16 protein-coding genes are annotated in these 21,860 nt (G+C 51.5%); 12 read left to right on the forward strand and 4 right to left on the reverse strand.

What is annotated here, in order from left to right; genetic code table 11:
- Positions 1-11: 11 nt before the first annotated feature.
- Entirely contained in the window at positions 12-1,046 is a 1,035-nt protein-coding gene (locus BSR28_RS03890; RefSeq protein WP_073713398.1) for a LacI family DNA-binding transcriptional regulator, read from the reverse strand.
- Positions 1,047-1,180: 134 nt separating this feature from the next.
- Between BSR28_RS03890 and BSR28_RS03895 the strand changes: the two genes are divergently transcribed.
- The 8 genes from BSR28_RS03895 (at position 1,181) to coaE (ending at position 11,366) form a co-directional block, all read left to right on the forward strand.
- The gene (locus BSR28_RS03895; RefSeq protein ID WP_073713399.1) at positions 1,181-4,483 is read left to right on the forward strand and encodes a glycoside hydrolase family 2 TIM barrel-domain containing protein; all 3,303 of its coding nucleotides are present in this window, start codon (positions 1,181-1,183) and stop codon (positions 4,481-4,483) included.
- 100 nt (positions 4,484-4,583) lie between these two features.
- The gene (locus BSR28_RS03900) at positions 4,584-5,906 is read left to right on the forward strand and encodes an ABC transporter substrate-binding protein (RefSeq protein WP_073713400.1); all 1,323 of its coding nucleotides are present in this window, start codon (positions 4,584-4,586) and stop codon (positions 5,904-5,906) included.
- Positions 5,907-5,975: 69 nt separating this feature from the next.
- On the forward strand, positions 5,976-6,905 hold the full coding sequence (locus tag BSR28_RS03905; protein WP_073709055.1) for a carbohydrate ABC transporter permease: 930 nt from the start codon (positions 5,976-5,978) through the stop codon (positions 6,903-6,905).
- The gene (locus BSR28_RS03910; protein WP_073713401.1) at positions 6,905-7,816 is read left to right on the forward strand and encodes a carbohydrate ABC transporter permease; all 912 of its coding nucleotides are present in this window, start codon (positions 6,905-6,907) and stop codon (positions 7,814-7,816) included. The genes BSR28_RS03905 and BSR28_RS03910 overlap by 1 nt, the downstream gene beginning before the upstream one ends.
- Before the next feature lie 51 nt (positions 7,817-7,867).
- Complete coding sequence (locus BSR28_RS03915; protein ID WP_073713402.1) at positions 7,868-9,292, forward strand: alpha-L-fucosidase; 1,425 nt, start codon at positions 7,868-7,870, stop codon at positions 9,290-9,292.
- Between the two features lie 125 nt (positions 9,293-9,417).
- Positions 9,418-9,981, forward strand: a complete 564-nt coding sequence (locus BSR28_RS03920) for an NADPH-dependent FMN reductase (RefSeq protein WP_073709058.1) — start codon at positions 9,418-9,420, stop codon at positions 9,979-9,981.
- Positions 9,982-10,114: 133 nt separating this feature from the next.
- Positions 10,115-10,525, forward strand: coding sequence for a hypothetical protein (locus BSR28_RS03925; RefSeq protein WP_073709059.1), 411 nt, complete (start codon positions 10,115-10,117; stop codon positions 10,523-10,525).
- Positions 10,526-10,655: 130 nt separating this feature from the next.
- Positions 10,656-11,366, forward strand: a complete 711-nt coding sequence (coaE, locus tag BSR28_RS03930) for a dephospho-CoA kinase (RefSeq protein ID WP_073713403.1) — start codon at positions 10,656-10,658, stop codon at positions 11,364-11,366.
- Between the two features lie 158 nt (positions 11,367-11,524).
- Here the strand turns inward: coaE and BSR28_RS03935 are convergent, their stop codons facing one another.
- The gene (locus tag BSR28_RS03935; protein ID WP_073713404.1) at positions 11,525-12,052 is read right to left on the reverse strand and encodes a hypothetical protein; all 528 of its coding nucleotides are present in this window, start codon (positions 12,050-12,052) and stop codon (positions 11,525-11,527) included.
- Between the two features lie 183 nt (positions 12,053-12,235).
- Here BSR28_RS03935 and uvrB point away from each other — a divergent pair, with 183 nt between their 5' ends.
- The 3 genes from uvrB (at position 12,236) to BSR28_RS03950 (ending at position 17,050) form a co-directional block, all read left to right on the forward strand.
- The gene (uvrB, locus tag BSR28_RS03940; RefSeq protein WP_073709062.1) at positions 12,236-14,341 is read left to right on the forward strand and encodes an excinuclease ABC subunit UvrB; all 2,106 of its coding nucleotides are present in this window, start codon (positions 12,236-12,238) and stop codon (positions 14,339-14,341) included.
- A gap of 111 nt (positions 14,342-14,452) precedes the next feature.
- Positions 14,453-15,757: a dicarboxylate/amino acid:cation symporter gene (locus tag BSR28_RS03945; RefSeq protein ID WP_073709063.1), complete on the forward strand. Its 1,305-nt coding sequence runs from the start codon at positions 14,453-14,455 to the stop codon at positions 15,755-15,757.
- A gap of 294 nt (positions 15,758-16,051) precedes the next feature.
- Entirely contained in the window at positions 16,052-17,050 is a 999-nt protein-coding gene (locus BSR28_RS03950; protein WP_073709064.1) for a TerC family protein, read from the forward strand.
- Positions 17,051-17,185: 135 nt separating this feature from the next.
- Here BSR28_RS03950 and BSR28_RS03955 read toward each other — a convergent pair whose 3' ends face one another.
- On the reverse strand, positions 17,186-17,827 hold the full coding sequence (locus tag BSR28_RS03955; protein ID WP_073709065.1) for a MarC family protein: 642 nt from the start codon (positions 17,825-17,827) through the stop codon (positions 17,186-17,188).
- A 17-nt stretch (positions 17,828-17,844) separates the two neighbouring features.
- Positions 17,845-18,822, reverse strand: a complete 978-nt coding sequence (locus BSR28_RS03960; RefSeq protein WP_073709066.1) for a bile acid:sodium symporter family protein — start codon at positions 18,820-18,822, stop codon at positions 17,845-17,847.
- Between the two features lie 142 nt (positions 18,823-18,964).
- Here BSR28_RS03960 and uvrA point away from each other — a divergent pair, with 142 nt between their 5' ends.
- Positions 18,965-21,796 carry an excinuclease ABC subunit UvrA gene (gene uvrA, locus BSR28_RS03965; RefSeq protein ID WP_073713405.1) on the forward strand — a complete coding sequence of 944 codons (2,832 nt, stop codon included), beginning with the start codon at positions 18,965-18,967 and terminating at the stop codon, positions 21,794-21,796.
- The last annotated feature ends 64 nt before the right edge of the window (positions 21,797-21,860 follow it).

Consider the following 21,860-nt stretch of genomic DNA (forward strand, 5'->3'; position numbering starts at 1 on the left):
CGCTAGCCTCCTTATATCGTGCGGTCACTAGTTGACGGCTCTGGCGTCCTTTTAGCGCTAGAACGCCAAACTGCCCGGGTTTGGCAATGACTCTCTGAGTTGGGCTCTTTACCTGACAAGGTTTGCGTTAGAAGCTTTACAGCTTCCTTGGTCATTGTTTCAAGGGGCCAATCTACAGTGGTAAGTCCTAAAATATCTGCTTCTTCTGGCACGTGATTGCCGAAGCCAATTACGCTGAGCTGTTGGGGGATCTGAATCTCTAGTTCTCTGGCGGCTCTAAAAACGCCACTTGCTTGAGAGTCGTCTGCGCACCAGATTAACTTGATATCGGGATTCTCATTTAAGAGTTTCAAGCTGGCTCGATAAGCGCTCTCTGCTTGCCAGTCGGGGAGTCGTAGCATCGAGCCATTGGCCTCGAAATGCGCCAAAATGGGCAGATGCCGATGGTGATGCTGGTAGGGTCCCGCTAGGAAAAACACTTTGGCATCCTGGGGAATATCGAGCTCCGCCAAGATTTCTTTCACACCAGCGGTTTCATCCAGTCGGACAATCCCGTCGCCTTTGAAGTCTTGGTCAGATTCGATTAGTTCTAGCCAAACTAGGGGGATCCTCTGTGAATCCATTACTTGGGAAACAAAATCGGGAGCCGAGGTGGTTTCACAGAGGACTCCGGCTAACTCGACATTTTTTAGTGCCGAGATTAGGTCTGCTTCGCCCAGATCGTGTTGTTGATGTAACGGTAGGATGAAGTAGTCTGAGCGTCGAGCCTCGATCATAGCGCTGGTCAGCACTTTATGGATCACGGGAACGAAGGGGTCATCGGGGAGCTCGGCTAGTACTAGACCGATCAGTCGCGAGCCTCCTAGACGTAGACTGCGGGCGGTGCTATTGGGAATATAGTTAAGCTCGCGGGCGGCTTTTTGAACTCTTTCGATGGTGTCGCTAGAGAGTTTAACCTGCTCTCCGCGACCGTTAAGGACAAGTGAAACCGTACTGGGTGCTACACCCGCTAGTTTTGCAACATCACTGCGTTTTACTCGTGCCATTTCACACCTACCGGTCTTTATAGGGCTCTGCCATAGAGCCAACTACGTTCTGTCAGTATAACTTAACTTTCGATTTTTCAATAATACTATCTCGTGTTAGCCTATGGTTATCAAAAGCCTCACAGGAGAATACAATGGCCGTAGATCTTCTCAATCCAACTATTGATGACTATCTCCCAGATGGTGGTTCGCTGGCGCCGGCGCGAAGCTACCCGCTAGATTCTGAACCCCACATTTCACTAAATGGGGACTGGCAGTTCAACTACTACGACACGGACCCCAATCCGGAAATAGCACTTCAGGAACCGAAGGATCTTTCTGAGTTTACTGTCCTCCGATCCTCGGCACCAAAAACTGCGCAGCTTCCTAACCACTGGGTCCTAGATCCAGAGATTCCCTCCAATCCCTGTTACACCAACTTGGCGTATCCGTTTCCGCTAAATCCGCCCTTCGCGCCAGCGAAGAACCCGACAATGGATTACTGGCGGGAAATTGTAATTCCTGCTGATTGGACCGAAAAGGAAGGGATTCGACTACGGTTTGAGGGGGTGGAATCTCAATACCGGGTTTGGCTCAACGGTCAATGGGTGGGCTTTGCGACCGGTTCGCGTCTAGCTCACGAATTTGAAATCGGATCATTCTTAAAGCCGGGCAGTAATCAGCTATTTATTCGGGTCAACCAATTCGGTAGGGGAAGCTACCTAGAAGATCAAGACCAGTGGTGGCTCCCGGGTGTTTTCCGCGATATTAGCCTGCAATACCTTCCTCAAGGACAGGTTGAAGATCGTTGGATAAAAACTGATTACGATGCGGCCACTGGACGTGGCCTGCTAGAGATCAACCTGAGAATCCGAGGCCTAGGCTCGCTCGACGAAAGTGAGCGGCAAGAACTAAGTGAAGCTATCAAGGTAAAAGTAAGCCAGCAGCCTCGTCTCAAATCACCCTTCTTGAAGCCAGTAGCTGAACTGGCCGAGGTCGCGTCAGAAGATTTCGTGACCCACCAGGTGCAATGGCAAGTCACGGAACGTGAAGGACAAACCTGGCTTAGCAGTAGTCCCATTGAAATCCCGGATGCACAACCATGGAGTGCTGATCGTCCTAATCTGTACTCGCTAGTGATCGATGCTGCGGGCGCCGTACTCGAAGCCGAAGTTGGCCTTCGAAGGGTTGAATTAGTAGCAGGCCAAGTCCTGGCTAATGGGCAGCCGTTGAAACTGCTGGGAGCTAACCGTCACGAAGTAAACCCGGAGCGGGGACGAGTTTGGGATCAAGACTATGCGCTACAGGATCTTTTAACCTTAAAGGCCTTCAATTTCAACGCTATCCGTACCTCTCACTACCCGCCCCATCCGAAGCTATTGGAACTTGCCGATAGGATCGGACTTTGGGTCTGTTTAGAGGCCGACATGGAAACTCACGGTTTCGAATTCTGTGGATGGGATAATAATCCGCCCGCAGTGCCCGAATGGAAGGAAGCCTTTGTAGATCGAATTCGGCGAACTTTCGAAAGGGATAAGAACCATCCTTCAATCGCAATCTGGTCTTTAGGGAACGAAGCTTTTACCGGACCGAATCTGGCGGCGATGGGCCAGTGGATCAAAGCCCAGGACCCCAGGCTGCTAGTCCATTACGAGGCTGACCGGACACTTTCCTACAGCGACATATACTCGCGAATGTACCCGACTCTAGAAGAGGTTGAGACGCTACTTAACGGGGAACCGGAAGCCCCGGTTGCCGGTGCTCATCACGCGGCATCAAAGGTAGAACCAAAGGACCGTCCTCGCCTCAGAGAAGCCCCCTACCTGACGGTGGAGTATCTCCATGCCATGGGAACGGGACCGGGCAACGTCGAAGGGTACCTGTCGAAGCTTGGTCACCGTCGCCACCTAGGTGGATTCATCTGGGAGTGGCGAGATCACTCTCTCTGGCAAGAAACTGAAAAGGGCCGGCGCTTAGCCTATGGTGGTGATTTTGGTGAACCAATCCACGATGGCAATTTTGTTTCGGACGGTTTGCTGACTGCGGAAGGCAAAATCACCTCTGGCTTGTTGAACCTAGCTAACCAGCAGTCGCCACTTCGGGTACGTTTCGATTTGGGAGACCGTACGGATGCCCCCAATGATTATGACGATTCAACACCGGAAAAGGCTTTGACTGAAGCCGAATTTGCGGGAGTATCAATCTATATTGAAGCGCAATGCACATTAGATTACCTACAGGGCGCTTTCCTCAAGTGGGAGCTACAGGAACTGGGGGCAGAACAGAAGATTCCTAGGCGCACCCTCGGCCCCTTGGTGGCCCTGCCTAAGCTAGCAGCGGGACAACGCTGGGAGATAGATAAAGGCCCTATCGAGGCCGCGCTTAACCAGATGCGACATGAGGGCGTGTCTGAAGCGGCCTTAGTGATAAAGCTCTTGCATGATAGCTGGAGTCTGCCTGACCTCTATCCTGTGCGTGCCTTCGATAATGGGCAGCCGGTCGGCTACCAAGAAGATAGCAAACGGGTAATGAACCTGAATTCGATCACGGTCTCGCTGGCTCCCAGAGAGCGGCAAGATATCGGTATTCAGGTAGCTGATTCCCTCGAATTGTCCCGGGATGGGCAGCTTCAAAAGCTTCTCGGGGTAGAGGTGTTGGGAGCTACGCTAGCTGCTTGGCGGGCTCCAACCGATAACGATAATGGCCACGGGGCGCTGGACTATTTTGGGTTTACTGAACTAGATGACCTAGGTTCTGGTCGTGGTTCTAGAGCGGAATCAAGTTCAGAGCGCTGGGCAGGATTTAACCTTGATAAGCTCGAAAGGCAGCTAGTAAGGACTTGCTCTACCGAAGAATCTTTTACAGTTGTTGAACGTTGGGCGGCACCTGTTTATGACTATGGGGGAGTGCTTACGTGGGTCTACCGAAAAGTAGCATCAGCGATTGATGTCGACCTCGACTTTGAACCTTTCGGGACGTGGCCTACCTGTATCCCTCGCCTCGGGGTAACTATTCCTTTGCCAGGAGTGGGTTGGAAAGCATCCTGGGGTGGATTCGGCCCTGGTGTGGCCTATGCTGATATGCGCCAAGGTGGCTGGTGGGGCAATTTTGAAGCGGATGCTAAAGATCTAGTCGAACCGAATGTGGTCCCCCAAGAAGGGAACTATCATCCAGCAGTTCGAGTCTTGGAACTGTCAAACCCGGACGGCAAAGTGCTGCGTTTCGATAATTTCGCTGGAAGTAATCCGCTTGGTTTCTCCATCTCTGAATATTCAGCGGCAGAAATAACCGCCGCTGGGCACTGGGATGACCTGCCAGCAGCTACTCGCACCTATCTGACCTTCGATTGGGTTCAACACGGTATGGGAACTCGCTCATGTGGTCCGGATGTCAGGCCCGAATATCAGGGGCGGATTGGGAAATTTGATGGAAGCTTTAGGATTTTAAGGAAGTCCTAGACGACATAGCTTGAAAAACGATCAGCTGTGTTGTATAACATAAACATAAACCTAATACGTGTTAGTTAGGTTTTTGAAATATCGGCCAATGGAGGTCAGCATGACAACTCGACGCAGAGCTTTTGCTCTAGTACTTGCAGGGAGCCTTGCTCTTACTGGGTTAACCGCATGTTCCAGTTCGGAAGATGAAAAACCGGTAGATACCAGTAAAGCACAGGGCGAAATCACTTGGATGACCCAGAGTCTGCAAAAGGACTTCGGGGACTTCTTCCGGGAACGAATCGCCAAGTTCGAAAAGGAAAACCCAGGAACCAAGATTAACTGGGTCGACGAATCTGGCGGCCCAGAATTCGACCAAAAGATGATGCAGCAAGCCGTTAACGGCAAGATGGCAGACGTTATTAACGTTCCCTCGCCCACGATTCTGGCACTCACCAAAGCGGACCAGCTCTTGGATCTAGACAAGGCACTACCGGAAAGCGGGAAGCGCTTTATCCCTGATATTTGGAAATCAGTCGGAATGGGTAAAGACGGTGCCCATACAGCTTTCCCGTGGTATTTCAGCCCCTTCGTCACCACTTACAACAAGCAGGTCTTCCGCGCTGCGGGCCTAGATGAAAACACTCCTCCAAAGACTATGGACGAGATGTTCGAATTTAGTCACAAGATTGCTAAGACGGGCGAATACAACGCGCTATGGGGCAACGCTAACTGGTACCTAATCAGCCAGTGGCATGGCATGGGCGTAAAGATCATGAACGACGAAGGCACTGAATTTACCTTCGCCAAAGATCCAAACGCACTCAAGTGGATGAATGAAATGATCAGCCTCTACAAGGACGGCGGCATTCCCAAGGACTCCTTGACCGGCGAACTCGACCCCGGAAAGGAATACCTAAACGGGCGTTTGGCTTTCGGTACCCCCAACCCTGGATTTATCCGCAACATCAAGAAGAATAATCCTGAGGTTTACAAGCAGACCGGTGTTGGATCCTACCCGATTAACCCCGGTTTGAAATATGAGTTCTCAGGCCAGTTTATTGCGGTAAATGCTAAGACCAAGAACAAAGCCCTAGCACTAAAGTGGGCTGATTACATCACTAGTGCTGAGGAAGAACTAGCTTGGACTCGCGACGGCGGAGCGGTCATTTTCCCTGGTGCGACTGAAGCTCTAGATAACTTGATCAAGAATCCTCCGGAGGCAGTTGCTAAGGATCCCGTCTTTAAGCAGACCTACGAGGTCGCCGCAAAGGAAGCTAAGAATTCAGAGGCTTTCAAGGCTTCCTTCTACGTCACCGGTCAGGTCAAGAATGCACTAGTTGAAAATGTCAACAAGGGCATTCGCGGCGAAGTATCTGCAGAGCAGGCACTTGAAAATGCTCAGAAAGAAATGAACGAATTGCTTTCTGCGCTGAACAACTAATATGCGAGTTGCTCCCCGTGGTTGTGACTGCTGCGGGGAGCAACCAATTCTCGTTTCATAGGTGAGATGATGAGTAAGACTAGAAAACCAAAAACTGGAAAGAGGGCAGAAAGCCTCAACGGAGCCGCGCGCTTCCGGCCATGGTGGGTACCCCTGCTTTGGGTTATCGCTCCGGTGGCAGCAGTTCTTTCCTTTTACATAATTCCGTTTGGGGTAACTCTAGTTACCTCCTTTACGAATACCAAGCCTCTTCGTCCAATGGGCGACTTCAATGCCTTCGAAAACTACGAAAAGGTGCTTAGCTCTCCAAAATTCTGGGATGCAGTCTTAAATTCATCAATCTACGCCCTTTGCGTGGTTCCGATTATGGTGATTCTGCCCTTGCTCTTGGCCCTCCTGGTTAAAGAACATGTCCCCGGGATCGGTTTTTTCCGCGCTATCTATTACATTCCCGCGATTTCCTCGCTGGTAGTGATCTCGATTGCCTGGCGTTACCTATTGGAAGCTGATGGTCCCATTAATGCGCTTTTGAAATCTATGAACGTCATTCAGGAATCTATTCCATTCCTTTCTGATAGATGGCTGATCCTCTTCTGTGCCATGCTCATTACCCTCTGGCAGGGAATGCCCTACTACATGATTTTGTATTTAAGCGCTTTGGCTAATGTCGATAAATCTGTCTATGAGGCTGCTGAAATTGACGGGGCCGGACCAGTGAGGCGCTTCTTTACGGTAACCGTTCCGGGCGTTAAGATCATGATGTATCTGGTTGGCGTGCTCAGCACAATTGGTTGTCTAAAGGTCTTTACTGAGGTGTTCTTACTAGGTGGTCCAAACTCGCCTACGCAAACGATTACGATGTACATCCGCTCTCAGCTGGACGTTACTTACGGACACCTTGGTAGAGCAGACGCGACATCCGTATTCCTATTCCTATTCACTCTTGGATTTATTATTCTTTCGCAGAAGATCCAGCGCAAGGCAGAGGAGCAGCCGTGATGAGTACCAATACTGCTAATCCGATCAAAGATTTCCTTAAAAAACGGAAGCTCCAACGTGAAGCACGGATCGTAAATTCAAGGCAGATTCGGGGCCCACGCTTAGTACTGCGATACGTACTACTTATCTTGGTTTCGATCTTCATGCTGGGACCTCTAATGCTGCCCCTTTTAGTAGCATTCAAAGCCCCAGGGGAGCCGATTTTTGGCGAGGGCGCGACAATTATTCCGCAGACATGGTCCTTGGCTGCATTTAAGGAACTCTTCAGTACCACCAACATTCTTTCGGGTATTACGAATTCCTTGATCATTTGTGCGCTGGCTGTCGTCTCACATATCGTATTGGCTTCCGTCGGCGGCTATATTCTTTCCCGCCGTGGATGGACGGGACGAAACATTGCTTATCTGATCGTCATGTCAGCGATGATTTTCCCCTTCGAAGCGATTATGAGCTCCCTGTTTGCAATCGTTAACGATCTGAACCTCTACGACAGTCTGATCGGCGTTTGGTTGCCTGGCATGCTTGGTCCCTTCCACCTGCTCTTAATGAGGGCTGCGTTCCTTGGGATCCCTGACGAAATTGAAGATGCCGCCTTTATCGACGGCGCTGGCGAGTTTAGGCGTTTTTGGTCGATTTTCTTGCCTCAGGTCAAGGGTGCTATGACAATCGTTGGGCTCACATCCTTCATCTACGCTTGGTCTGACTTCCTCTGGCCGCTACTGGTCTTGCAGTCAAGAGAGAATAAGACCTTAACCTTGGTGCTAGCGGAACTCTCAAGTTCCATTCAGGGGGTTTCTTACCAAGAAGTAATCGCCGGTGCGGTGGTTGCCATGACCCCGGTTGTGATTCTCTTCTTCTTCACCCAGAAGTACTTCTTCCGAGGAATTGAAGACGGAGGATTGAAGTTCTAAACGGATTGGAGTCTGCGCATCGCAGACTCCAATCTTTTGGAAGGATAAATAATGGGCGAACTAGATGACTTTGCACCTGACGATTTAGCTGCTGCCGGCGCAGTAGGTAGTAAACCTGACCCCGGATACATCTATCCAGATAGTCCTCTCACCCAAAAATCTCTGTCTCGATGGCGAGATTTAAAACTGGGAGTGATCATTCACTGGGGACTTTATACCGCCATTAACCAAGCTGGATCATGGTCTTTGCATCGTGGTCATCTAGGTACCTTCACGGACAAGCCGGATTCATTCTTGGGAACAGATTCTGAATACCAAGATTGGTATGAGCACCAAATCGTTAACTTCGATGCCTCACAGTTTGATGCCGAAGAATGGGCTGAAGCCTGTGCTGACGCGGGAATGCGCTACCTAGTCTTTACTACCAAACATCACGATGGATTCGCCCTTTACGACACCGACTATTCAAACTTCAAGGTGACTTCTGAACAGTGTCCGGTAGGACGTGATCTTTTTAAAGAGATCTCCCAGGCGTTTAGGAGTAAGGGGCTTGAAATAGGTGTCTACTATTCGAAGGCGGATTGGCATCATGAATGTTACTGGGATCGAGCCCGACCGCTTCATGGACGCTTCTGTAATTATTCGATTCGTAACAAACCCCAAAAATGGGAAAACTTCAAAAGATTTACCCAGCAACAGATTTCTGAACTACTTAGTAGATACGGAAAAATTAACGTACTTTGGCTAGATGCGGGATGGGTAGCCGCCCCGGAAGAACCGATCGACATTGAACAAATCGGCGTACTGGCCCAAACACTACAACCAGAAATTCTAGTCGTGGACCGGGAAGTCCATGGACCATGGGAGCACTACCGTACCCCGGAACAAGAAATTCCAGAAGATATTCTTGAATACCCTTGGGAATCGTGTATTACTCTGACGCGCTCCTGGTGCAGTATGGAAGTTGACGAAGCGACGAAACCCATGCAAACGATCATTGCTAATCTATTAGCAATTGTTAGTAGGGGAGGGAACTATCTGATCGGCTTCGGGCCGGATGAGCACGGTGCGATGAGTAAGCATATTCGGGACTCCCTGTCCGAACTTGGCAGCTGGATGAGAGTCAACGGGGAAGGAATCTACGCCACTAGAGCTCTAAATCCCAAAAATGAACTCGAGGCAAAATTGCTGCAGAGCTCACCGGTAGATGATGCTCGATGGGACTGGTACTTTACTAAGAAATCCAACCAGTATTATCTTTTCGGGGCTTTCCATGACTCTGATATAGATAAATCATCGACACATCTTGTTCCTGAGGTTGAGGTAGAACTTCCCATAAAAATTAGGGAAGCTTCGATCATGGGGAGCGGGTCCGTGACTATCAACCGCCAACATAATGACAGCACTAGACTGAGGATTACTTGCGCTGGACAAAAATACGCGGTTGGGATTCGACTCTCCATTGCAGGGGATTAAGTCTCGGCAGTGCTGCTAAACACCCATAAAGTGATATGGGACTAAAGGCTTAAATGCTGGAATATCTTGGCAAAGATTTATGTTAACTTAGTGTTGCCTAATTAATCTTATTGCTAGGAGTTCCAATGACTGAAATTGCAATTGTGCTGGGGTCAGTGCGCGAAAACCGATTCGGAGCGCAAATCGCAAACTGGGTCTTAGAGCAGGCGAAAGCAGTAGGGGACCCTGGAACTAGCTTCAAACTAGTGGACCTAGCAGATTATGAGCTACCGGTATTTACGGGGAGTACGCCCCCGGGCGCCTTGAAAAAACACTATCCGAATCCAGCCGTGGCAGCTTGGTCTAAAGCACTTGACTCCGCTGACGGGTACGTATTTATTACCGCTGAATATAATCACTCCATTCCTGGGGCTTTCAAAAATGCGATCGATCATATTGGCCCCGAGCTAAACAAAAAAGCCATCGCATTCGTTGGTTACGCCTGGGATGGCGCTATTCGTGCGGTAGAACAGTGGCGAACCATTGCCGGACAGTTCAATATGTACGATATTCGTCCTCAGCTTGCGCTGTCTTTCCCCCATGACAGTGAGGAGGGTACCTTCAAGCCAATGACGCGTCGAAACATGGAACTGAAGTCCTTAATAACCGAACTAAGTGCGGCATCCAAAGCTTTGAAAACCTTGCGCTAGAGAAAATCCCCGCTAGAAGCCAGGCATTAGAATAGATAGGATCCAAAATCAACAGGATTCCTGACTCCATAAGGTATGATTAACCTCAGAACTCGACTGAGAGTCTTAACAACCGTACCTGAAAGGTGAATCAATGAAGAAGCAGCTGACGGCCCTAGCCTTAGTGCCGCTAATGACACTCCCGATGCTTACCGCTTGTGGCGGCGGTGCAAACTCTGATGAGGTGGCATGCCAGGGACTCGAAAAGAACCTAAAGGCTTTTGCTGAAGATTCCAAGGATCTTCAGAATCTAGATCCCTCAAAGCCCGAAGACCTAGAGAAGGTCGGCGATAAGTTTAAGGAACTATCCAAGCAAGTAAAGGCTTCCGCCAAGGACGCTAAGACCGACGAAGTCTCCAACGCTATCTCTGAACTATCCACCGATCTTGATAATCTAGGTGATGCTCTTAAGAAGCACGATATCACTAAGATGTCGGAACAATACCAGAACTTCAACAACTCTGGCCAGAAGGCTGCTGATGTTTGTAAGGCCTACTTCAAGTAAGAGCCGAACTTAAGCTAAATAGTTACCCCGCATCTAATAGACAATCGTCAATCTTAGATGCGGGTTAACTATACAAAACTATTGATAAGAACTATTTCGAAACTCATTTCCTACTAGTCGACAATGATTTATGACTCGCAATGAGAGCTACTTTCGGTACCTAGGACAGAACCAAGAAAAAGCCCAAACCAGCACCCCTGCGGGCGGACTAAGCTCTAGCCAGCAGTCTCATCGGCCCTTAGTCGTCGGGCTGACCGGTGGTATCGGTACCGGGAAGTCAACATTTGCGGAAGCTCTGCTACGACAGAACCATCAGCTTGGACGGGGGACCTCTGTAACCCACCTAGATGCTGATCAGATTTCACGAAACCTAACGGCCCCGAATGGGCTGGCCCTACCTGAAATTCGTACCGAATTTGGTCAATCCGTCTTTAACGGGACAGAACTTGATCGCCAGGCACTTGCCCAAGTTATCTTCCAAGATGAATCCGCCAAAAAACGACTAGAGGCCATCTTGCATCCCCTGATTCGACAAGAAATTCTAACCGGCATCCAAACTGCTAAAGAAATAGAGCACTCAGTTCTCCTCGATGTCCCCTTATTATTCGAGGCGGGACTAAATAGAATCTGCGATCAGATCATCACCATCACGGCTCCGTTAGAGCTACGTATTGAGCGCTTAACCGAAAGAGGGATTTCCCAACCGGATGCTCAAGCGCGAATCGCCAATCAAATCTCCGATCAGGAACGCCTAAACGGCAGCACCTGGGAAGTACACAATGGGGGAGATAAGAGGCAACTTTCCCTTCTTGCTGCGGCTTTCCAAAATCTCGTATTCTAAACTCTGACTTCGATCCTCCTGTGTCTGCCAGAGGATAAGTCTTCTGAATCCTCAAGATGACACCTTTAATAAAGGCCTGCACCCGCTACCTATAGAAAACAGCTAGGAAGAGTTAACCCGCATTTGAGAAAGCCTCAGGTGCGGGTTACTTTTTCGTATTATCGAGACAAGCGCTCAACCAATTGTTGATAAACAGCATTGGGAATGAGCCGCCTCTGAGCCTCTGGGAGTTGCTGCAAAAGTTCTAGGGGGCTGATTTCTTGCTCGGCAGCGATCTGCTGAAGCTTCTTAGCCATCATTGGGACGTCAGCCAACTTTAAAGAGCTAAGCTTAAAGCCCTTAGTGACCTGTGAAACTGCCTGGCCAATATTCGAAGAAATCGCGGACTCAATCCGATTCTTAGCCACGGGTCCAGCCCCGCCACCAATTAGCAAAATCCCCACTAGAGCCACAAGCGCTAACTTACGTGACGCCCGAGCCAATAACGCCGCCAAAAACAGTGCCACACTGAACATCATCAAGAAAATCACGGCCAGCGTCGATACTGACATTGAAGTTAGTAGGCCGCTAAAATCGCCGGCCATAATCTGTGAAGCCTCGATCTTATAAGGCACATAGAGCAGCGCGATTACTGCTGCGGCACCCATCGAAAGTAACGACAAGAACGGTAGAAACCAACGGCTCATAAAGGCCTCCCTAGAAATAAAACTGAGTCCACCCTAGCGATAAAAGCGCACCTCCTGCAACCCATTAAGCTACGGGCGCGCCGTAGGTAAAACATTAAAAGCCAGGGGCAGAGTCCCGCTAATCTATCACTACCTGCTCACCTGGTAGACCTAAAAAGAGACACAAATGCTAGAGTGAAACCGATGAATCCCGCAGCTAGCATTATCAGAAGCGAAGCCCCCTTCGAAGTTATTTCGCCCTTCCAACCCTCCGGTGACCAGCCCACCGCAATTGCTGAACTGGTCGAACGTATCGAAGCAGGCGAAAAAGACGTTGTCCTTATGGGCGCTACCGGTACCGGTAAATCAGCCACTACCGCCTGGATGATCGAAAAATTAGGCCGACCAACTCTAGTAATGGCCCCCAATAAGACCCTAGCCGCCCAGTTAGCTGCGGAACTACGCGAACTACTTCCCAATAACGCCGTCGAATATTTCGTCAGCTATTACGACTACTACCAGCCAGAAGCCTACGTCCCCCAAACGGATTCCTATATCGAAAAAGACTCCGCCATTAACGACGAGGTCGAACGCCTCCGTCACAGCGCGACAAACGCGCTGCTCACTCGCAGAGACGTAGTAGTTGTTGCCTCTGTCTCCTGCATTTACGGCCTAGGTACCCCCGAGGAATACGTGGCCCGCATGGTCCCGCTAACCGTGGGAATGGAAATTGACCGGGACGCCCTACTGCGACGCTTCGTCTCCATGCAGTACACCCGCAATGACATGGACTTCCAACGTGGAACCTTCCGAGTCAAGGGTGACACCATTGAAATCATTCCGGTCTATGAAGAACTAGCCATCCGGATTGAAATGTTCGGTGATGAAATTGAAAACCTCACCTACCTGCACCCGCTCACCGGGCAAGTATTGCGGCAAACTGACCACGTGTACCTATTTCCGGCCACCCACTACGTTGCCGGTCCAGAACGCATGCAACGCGCCATCAAGTCCATTGAAGAGGAACTAGAAGAACGACTCGAGGTCTTCCACAAACAGGGAAAGTTCGTGGAAGAACAACGCCTACGTGAACGCACCAACTACGACCTCGAAATGATGCGCCAAGTGGGCGCCTGTTCCGGCATTGAAAACTACTCCCGGCATATTGACGGTCGTGGCCCCGGCACGCCACCACACACCCTACTCGACTACTTCCCCGACGATTTCGTCCTCGTCATCGACGAATCTCACGTGACCGTACCCCAGATCGGGGCCATGTACGAGGGGGACATGTCCCGCAAACGCACCCTAGTCGACTACGGCTTCCGACTACCTTCCGCAATGGACAACCGCCCCCTCAAATGGGAAGAGTTCCTCGAACGGATCGGACAAACTGTCTACCTTTCAGCCACCCCCGGAAAATACGAACTAGAACAATCCGATGGGGTAGTGGAACAAATTATTCGCCCCACCGGCCTACTTGACCCCAAGATCGTAGTGAAACCAACCGAGGGACAAATCGACGACCTCTACGACTCAATCAAGGAACGCGTGGAGCGAAACGAGCGTGTACTAGTGACCACGCTAACCAAACGCATGGCGGAAGAACTCACCGCCTACCTCTCAGAGCGGATGATCAAAGTCGAATACCTCCACTCAGACGTCGACACCTTACGCCGCGTTGAACTACTGCGCGAACTGCGCCAAGGTAAGTTTGACGTCCTCGTCGGTATTAACCTGCTGCGAGAAGGCCTAGACCTACCCGAAGTTTCCCTAGTGGCCATCCTTGACGCAGACAAGCAGGGCTTCCTGCGTTCAGCCACCTCGCTAATCCAGACCATCGGTCGTGCAGCTCGAAACGTCGACGGGGAAGTACACATGTACGCAGACCAAGTAACCCCCGCGATGGCCCAGGCGATTGACGAAACCGAACGGCGACGCTCAAAGCAGCAAGAATACAACCGAATTCACGGAATCGACCCGCAACCCCTGCGTAAGAAGATCGCGGACGTAACCGATATGTTGCAACGCGAAGAACTCGACACCCAGGAACTGCTGGCCGGAGGCTACCGAAATAGCTCCAAGTCAAAGAAACCAGGAGTTAAAGGCCATAACCCGGTACCTCGGGTTAAAACCGGTGAAGCCCGAGGAAATAACGCCCAAGCGGAAGCAGAACTACTGCAGTTGATCACCGATCTAGATGAACAAATGCGCTCCGCCGCGGCCGAGCTAAAGTTCGAACTTGCCGCACGCCTTCGTGACGAACTAGCGGAACTCAAAAAAGAACTCCGTCAGATGCGCAACGCCTAAAATAGGATATTGTCCACTGTTTGAACAAAATGGATAGTCCCTAAGTGCGAAATATGTAAAATGGTCCGAAAGTAGCGAGTTCTACTACCGGATCTGCAGAAAGAAAAACATATGCGTGCACTAAGTGATATTTTCCGTAAGGGCGGTATCCTCCTGTGGGTTTTGATCGCAATGCTGCTAGCAGTAGCTTTGGGATCGATCAAAGTTGGCTCCGGCGTCCTAATGCCCACCAGCGTGGCCCGAGTATTTGTCACCTTCACAGCGATCTTCTCGCAGTTCCTCTCTTTCACTATCCCGCTGATCATCATCGGGCTAGTCACCCCCGCCATTGCCGACCTGGGGCGAGGCGCCGGGAAATGGCTCTCGATTACTGCCGCCATCGCCTACGCCTCAACGCTCTTCTCAGGCATATTGACCTTCATCGTTTGCCGACTAGTTTTCCCCAGTCTGATCGGTGGACAAACCCTAGGTAAAGCTGATGAACTAGGCGGACACGAGCTCAGCACCTATTTCACCATCGAAATGCCACCCGCAGTGGGCGTCATGACGGCCCTCATCCTGTCCTTCCTGATCGGCATTGGCCTCTCGATGGTTCCGCGTGGCGTTCTGCGGAAGGGGTTCATCGAATTCCGACACATCATCACCGCCGTGATCGAAAAAGTTATCATCCCTTTACTGCCACTGCACATTTTTGGCATCTTCCTAAACCTAACCATGGGCGGGACCGTCTGGAACGTAATTAACGTCCTGCTACGAGTCGTAGTAGTCGTCCTCGTACTTGAAGTAGTCATCCTCGGAACCCAATACGGGGTCGCCGGGGCCCTAACCGGTCGGAGCCCGATAAAAGCTCTAGGGACTATGATGCCCGCCTACCTAACCGCCTTGGGTACCTCCTCCTCGGCGGCGACAATTCCGGTCACCCTGAAGCAGACCCGCAAGAATGGGGTTAGTCAAGCAGTCTCGGCCTTCACCGTGCCACTCTGTGCAACTATCCACCTAGCTGGATCAACCTCAAAGATCGTCGCCTTCTCCCTAGCCATCATCGTGACCCAAGGATTGCCGATTTCTACCGCCCACTACATCGGATTTATCTTTATGTTGGGTATCACTATGGTGGCCGCTCCCGGGGTCCCCGGCGGCGCGATCATGGCTGCCACCGGCATCCTCCAGTCCATGTTGGGCTTTGATGATGCGGCCGTTGCCTTGATGATCGCCACCTACATTGGTCTAGATGCCTTCGGTACTGCGACTAACGTTACCGGCGATGGTGCCATTGCCATGGTCATCGATAAATTCGCCCGAGGTCGCATCGGCCTAGAAGGGGACCCGGAAAACGCCCGGGAACTAGCCTTCGATGGCATGAAATACCTACACCAAGTGACCGAAAACCCGGTGCTCGAGGAAGCAAACCGTTAAGAAGTCCTGGGGCGCGAAATCTCCAACGAGATTAGTGGGGTAGGAAACACGTTCTAAATCCCCCGGGGGCTGGTGCAATCGGCTAAACTGGGAAATCCGGTAGGGGAGTATTTCCACTAACAGATACGTCGTCATCACGGGCTAAAACCCCGGCGTAGAGGCTTAAAACACTAAAGTATTCAGCCAGCTAAATCGAGTAATCAACTCGAAAGAACTGCGCGAAACTTTAGGAAATGAGCGGAAAGAGACCTCCGGTACCCCGAATTTATCCTCGTACCGGAAAAGGAAATCCTAATGGATGTACATATTTTAGGATGGCTGGGTCTTGCCGCCATCGTTATTGCCCTATTAACGGTTGACTTCGTGGGCCACGTGCGTAGCCCGCACGCCCCCTCGATGAAAGAAGCCGCTACCTGGTCGGCCGCCTACATTGCCCTTGCTGTATCTTTCGGCTTCTTAATCTGGGGCATTTGGGACCTGAATTTTGCGACCCAGTACTGGGCCGGTTGGATCACCGAATGGTCACTTTCGCTAGATAACCTCTTCGTTTTCGTGATCATCCTAGGCGCTTTCCGCGTGCCCCGCGAATACCAGCAAAAAGTGCTACTAATCGGCATCACCCTTTCTCTAATCTTCCGCTTCGTCTTCATCCTGGTAGGCGTTGTCATCATTGAAAAGTTCGTCTGGGTGTTCTACATCTTCGGCGCGTTCCTAATCTACACTGCCATTAAGCAGGCTCTAGAAGGCGTGGAAACCGGCGAGCATGAGGACGAAGAGTACAAGGAAGCTTTCCTCACCCGCGCAGCCCGTCGAGTTTTCCCCACCACCAACGGCTTCGTCTCTGACAAGATGCTGCACCGCCACAACGGCAAAACCTACATCACCCCCATGCTGTTGGTCATTATCGCCGTGGGCACCGCTGACGTCATGTTTGCTGTGGACTCGATTCCGGCAATCTTTGGCCTAACTAAGGAACCCTTCCTAGTATTCGCCGCTAACGCTTTCTCCCTACTTGGTCTCCGTCAGCTCTACTTCCTGATCGATGGCTTGCTGGAGCGTCTGGCATACCTACACTATGGCTTGGCTGCCATCCTTGGTTTCATCGGTGTCAAACTGGTCCTGCACGCCCTGCATGAGAACTCCTTGCCCTTCATTAACGGGGGCGAAGGCATTCACGTTTGGGAGCCCTCCATTAACTTCTCCCTAGCCTATATCGTGGTGGTTTTGGGCGTTACCATTATTGCCTCACTACTACGAGGACGCCGCGAAAAGCAGGCTGAACAGCCCGCCTAATCTGTTACACGCTCTAGTCTTGGGTACCCGTTACCGATAGAGATACAGCTAAATATATTTCAGCCCCGCTAATTCCCAGATGACTGGGAGCGGGGCTGAAAACTATCTTGGAGCGAACCTAGACTATCTGTAGGATTACTTAACTAACCCGGGGAAGACTCGGGCTAGACCATTAGCCATCATTTCGATCGAAATGGCCACCAGCACCATACCCATTAGGCGCGCCATGATGGTCCGAAGCGTGAGCGACATGTGGCGTGAAATGGTGCCAGAGAAGTAGAAGGTGACAAGCAGCATCAGCAAGACGATCGCCATGGCGGCAAACACTAGGGCATGTTCACCTACGGTCTGTGCCTGAGACTGGAAGACAATGATGGTGGTGATAGAACCGGGACCCACTAGCATGGGGAAGCTCATAGGATAGAAAGCGACCGAATCGGGATCTTGCTTAGAAGCTTCTGCCTTTTCTTTGGCGCTGCCTTCATGGGTGGCCGAACCAGAACCACGCAGCATGCCTAGTGAGATCATCAGGAGGACTAGGCCACCGGCAATGCGGAAGTGGTCAATGTCAATCCCAAAGACATTCAGCATTAAGGAACCAGAAAAGAAGAACACGCAGCACAGGATGGTGGTGTAGAAGATCGTCCAGACACCAGTGCGGCGTTGCTGATCGGGATCCTCATTGCTAGTCAACCCTAGGAACACCGGAAGGTTCACGAACGGGTTCATAATCGCGAAGAATGCAGCTAGGGCACGTAAAAAGAGGTCAGTCGCCATATTATTCGATTAATCCTTTATTTTTCACTACCTAAGCGCCGCGCGATGGCTGCGCAGACAACCAGTTGAAACTGATGGAATACTAACACGGGAATTGTGACCGCTGCAGTCAAAGAAGTTGGGAAAATTGCTGCCGCAATGGGCAAACCAGAAGCCAAAGATTTCTTAGAACCACACATTAGCACTACAATTCGCTCTGCCCGGGGTAGCCCCAACCAGGCGGACCCAAACCAAGTAAAAGCCAACATGAAGCTCAAGAGCACCGCCGCTGCCAGCAGCAGGGCGACGATATTCCAGCCGGTAACCTCAGACCACAGTCCCTGCGCAGTAGCAGAACTAACTGCTGCGGCCACAATAAAGACAATCGTTAAACGGTCAGAAAACTTGGTAAAGGCGGCGTGAGCACGCAAGGTAGGTCCAAGCCAAGGCTGCACCAGCTGCCCCAAGATGAAAGGCAATAGCAGGTGGGTAAGAACGCCCCAAAAATTATCCAAACGCACGCCCGCACTCTGCCCCATAAGTAGCCAAACCAAGGCTGGAGTTAGGAACATTCCCAGGGTATTAGAGATGGTGGCCGCTGTGACCGCCGCCGGGATATCGCCTCCAGCCAAGGAAGTAAAAGATACAGAGGCTTGCACCGTCGACGGTAAGAGCGTCAGAAATAGGAAGCCTAGGGCAAAACGCTCCGAAAGTACGTAACCCATAAATGGGTGCGAAATCAAACCCAGGATCGGGAACATGACGAAGGTACAAAACAGCGTGAAGAGCTGAACCTTCAAGTTTTTGACACCCCGCCAGACTTCCTCGGTGCGCAGACGCGCCCCATAGAGGAAGAACAAAAGCGCCGTAAAAATACCCGCTAGCACATGGAAGGTCTGTACCAAGAACGGGGGAAAGGGGACCAGAATCCCGATCGCCAAAGTCGCCAGAATAATGGCCACAAAGGGATCAAACCATTTCCCTAGGGACTTGCCCAAGCGGGTACTAGCAGGCATGAGGGCTATTCACCGGCCTTTCTAAGCAGGGACGTGTTTCTTGTTGATTTCGTCGAATACATTACTGATTATCCCCTGATAGCTGTCTAATCTCACGCTCTGGCTCCTAGAAGCCCCCAAGACAGTTCGATAAAATATTGGGGTGAAAGAAGAGATCATTGTAAAAGGCGCCCGAGCACACAACCTCAAGAGTGTGGACCTGAACCTACCCAGAGAGGCGATGATCGTCTTCACGGGCCTATCTGGTTCCGGTAAATCCTCCCTCGCCTTCGACACGATCTTCGCCGAAGGACAACGCCGCTACGTCGAATCGCTCTCTTCCTACGCCCGCCAGTTCCTAGGACAAATGGATAAGCCGGACGTGGACTTTATTGAAGGCCTGTCTCCCGCGGTTTCCATCGACCAAAAATCGACCTCAAAGAACCCGCGTTCAACCGTCGGTACCATTACCGAAATTCACGACTATCTACGTCTACTTTTTGCCCGCGCCGGTGTCCCGCACTGCCCCAAATGTGGGGAAGTAATTGTGGCACAGAGTGCCGAACAGGTTGTTAACCAACTAATGGAAGAACCTGAAGGTACCCGCCTAGTCCTGCTAGCTCCCGTCATTCGTGGCCGTAAGGGCGAATACTCAGAACTCTTTGAGGACCTCCAGGCTCAGGGCTATACTCGCGCCCGCGTAGACGGCGAGGACGTACGCCTAGACTCGCCACCCACCCTCGCCAAAAACTTAAAACACGACATTGAAGTAACCGTCGACCGGATCGTCCTGAAGGAAGGCATCCGGACGCGTCTGACCGATAGTGTCGAAACCGCTTTTGAGCTGGCGCAGGGCCTGCTACTGGTTGACTACGTCGACCGCGATCCGGAGGCAGAAAACCGCACCCGTAAATTCTCTGAAAAGCGCGCGTGCCCTAATGAGCACCAGCTGCAACTAGATGAAATCGAACCGCGTACCTTCTCCTTCAATGCCCCCTACGGGGCCTGCCCGGACTGTACCGGTATTGGCATGAAACTTGAGGTCGACCCGGAACTGGTGGTACCCGATGAAACCAAATCCCTCTCCGAGGGTGCGATCGGGCCCTGGAGTGGCGCCAATAAGTACCATCAGCGACAGCTAAAGGCTCTAGCTTCTCAGCAGGGTTTCTCCATGAAAACTCCCTGGGAAGACCTCCCCGCAGAAGTCCAAGACATGCTGCTTAACGGCAACAACTTCGAAGTCAAGGTTAGTTTCGTCAACCGCTGGGGACGCAAACGTGAATACACCTCCGGCTTCGAAGGGGCAATCCGCTATATCGAACGGAAGCGTGAAGAGACTGAATCTAACTGGTCTCGTGAGAAACTCGATGCCTACATGCGTGAAGTTCCCTGTGCTACCTGTCAGGGAGCACGTCTCAAGCCTGAGGTACTAGCGGTGACCGTGGGGGAGAAAAACATCTTTGAGCTCTCTTCCATGTCGATCGCTGATGCCTACGAGTTCATCTGCGGTCTAAAACTCGAAGGCCGGGCAGCCAAAATCGCACCCCCGATCATTCAGGAAGTTAAAGCTCGTCTGAAATTCCTAGTCGACGTGGGCCTAACCTACCTGACGCTAGCGCGCTCGGCAGGTACTCTTTCCGGCGGTGAAGCGCAGCGCATTCGCCTAGCCACCCAGATCGGCTCCGGACTAGTGGGCGTACTCTACGTCCTCGACGAGCCTTCAATTGGCTTGCACCAGCGAGACAACTCGCGCTTGATTGCGACGCTACAGCGACTACGAGACCTTGGCAATACCCTCATCGTGGTGGAACACGACGAAGAAACGATGCAGGCAGCCGACTGGATTGTCGATATCGGTCCGCGAGCGGGCGTGCACGGCGGTGAGATCGTCTATTCTGGCCCCCTAAAGGGACTAGAAAAGGCTGAACGCTCCCTAACCGGTGCCTACCTGACCGGAAAGAAATCCATCCAGGTACCTAAGAAACGACGCCCCGTCGATAAAGACCGGAAGCTAACCATTAAGGGCGCTAAGGAAAACAACCTCAAGAACCTGAGCGTTGATATCCCACTGGGCTGTTTTGTGGCCGTGAGCGGTGTTTCCGGCTCCGGTAAGTCTTCCCTGATCAATACGATCCTTTATCGTTCCCTAGCTAATCAGCTCAATGGGGCGCGACTAGTGCCTGGACGGCACAAGACCATTACCGGCCTAGAACACCTTGACAAGGTCGTGCACGTCGACCAGTCACCGATCGGTCGTACCCCTAGGTCGAACCCGGCTACCTACACCGGCGTTTGGGATAAGATCCGAACCCTGTTCGCAGCGACCGAGGAAGCTAAGGTTCGTGGCTACGGACCGGGACGCTTCTCCTTTAACGTCAAGGGTGGACGCTGTGAAACCTGTAAGGGCGACGGCACCATCAAGATCGAAATGAACTTCCTGCCCGACGTCTACGTACCGTGCGAAACCTGCCATGGAAAGCGTTACAACCAAGAGACTCTAACAGTCACCTACAAGGGCAAGAATGTCGCGGAAGTTCTCCAAATGCCGATCAGCGAGGCCTGCGAGTTCTTCGAAAACGTCCCCGGCGTGGCCCGCTACCTAAAGACCCTAGATCGAGTCGGCCTAGGCTACGTACAGCTGGGACAGTCGGCAACCACCCTTTCTGGTGGTGAAGCCCAGCGCGTTAAACTGGCCTCTGAGCTACATAAACGTTCCAATGGGCGCAGTATCTACGTCCTAGATGAACCCACCACCGGTCTGCATCTGGAGGATATCAATAAACTCCTAGCCGTCTTGCAGACGCTGGTAGATAAAGGCAATACGGTGGTGGTCATTGAACACAACTTGGACGTCATCAAGTGCGCTGACTGGATTCTGGATCTTGGCCCAGAAGGCGGCGCGGGCGGTGGTACGCTAGTTGCCGAGGGAACGCCAGAGCAAGTAGCGAAGAATAAAGACTCCTACACCGGGCAATATCTGGCACAAATGCTCTAAAGTGTAGGAAGACCCAAACTTCGGTTTCCTCACAAACTGAGCTTGTCTGCCCTCAAAGGAGTCT

Source organism: Boudabousia liubingyangii, from assembly GCF_001907245.1.
Taxonomy (GTDB): Bacteria; Actinomycetota; Actinomycetes; order Actinomycetales; family Actinomycetaceae; genus Boudabousia; species Boudabousia liubingyangii.

Coding starts and splice junctions, on each gene's coding strand:
- uvrB (WP_073709062.1), top strand. CDS start 12,236: ATGAATCCCGCAGCTAGCATTATCAGAAGCGAAGCCCCCTTCGAAGTT.
- BSR28_RS03920 (WP_073709058.1), top strand. CDS start 9,418: ATGACTGAAATTGCAATTGTGCTGGGGTCAGTGCGCGAAAACCGATTC.
- BSR28_RS03950 (WP_073709064.1), top strand. CDS start 16,052: ATGGATGTACATATTTTAGGATGGCTGGGTCTTGCCGCCATCGTTATT.
- BSR28_RS03890 (WP_073713398.1), bottom strand. CDS start 1,046: ATGGCACGAGTAAAACGCAGTGATGTTGCAAAACTAGCGGGTGTAGCA.
- BSR28_RS03945 (WP_073709063.1), top strand. CDS start 14,453: ATGCGTGCACTAAGTGATATTTTCCGTAAGGGCGGTATCCTCCTGTGG.
- BSR28_RS03895 (WP_073713399.1), top strand. CDS start 1,181: ATGGCCGTAGATCTTCTCAATCCAACTATTGATGACTATCTCCCAGAT.
- BSR28_RS03925 (WP_073709059.1), top strand. CDS start 10,115: ATGAAGAAGCAGCTGACGGCCCTAGCCTTAGTGCCGCTAATGACACTC.
- BSR28_RS03910 (WP_073713401.1), top strand. CDS start 6,905: ATGAGTACCAATACTGCTAATCCGATCAAAGATTTCCTTAAAAAACGG.
- coaE (WP_073713403.1), top strand. CDS start 10,656: ATGACTCGCAATGAGAGCTACTTTCGGTACCTAGGACAGAACCAAGAA.
- BSR28_RS03960 (WP_073709066.1), bottom strand. CDS start 18,822: ATGCCTGCTAGTACCCGCTTGGGCAAGTCCCTAGGGAAATGGTTTGAT.
- BSR28_RS03900 (WP_073713400.1), top strand. CDS start 4,584: ATGACAACTCGACGCAGAGCTTTTGCTCTAGTACTTGCAGGGAGCCTT.
- BSR28_RS03935 (WP_073713404.1), bottom strand. CDS start 12,052: ATGAGCCGTTGGTTTCTACCGTTCTTGTCGTTACTTTCGATGGGTGCC.
- BSR28_RS03915 (WP_073713402.1), top strand. CDS start 7,868: ATGGGCGAACTAGATGACTTTGCACCTGACGATTTAGCTGCTGCCGGC.
- BSR28_RS03955 (WP_073709065.1), bottom strand. CDS start 17,827: ATGGCGACTGACCTCTTTTTACGTGCCCTAGCTGCATTCTTCGCGATT.
- BSR28_RS03905 (WP_073709055.1), top strand. CDS start 5,976: ATGAGTAAGACTAGAAAACCAAAAACTGGAAAGAGGGCAGAAAGCCTC.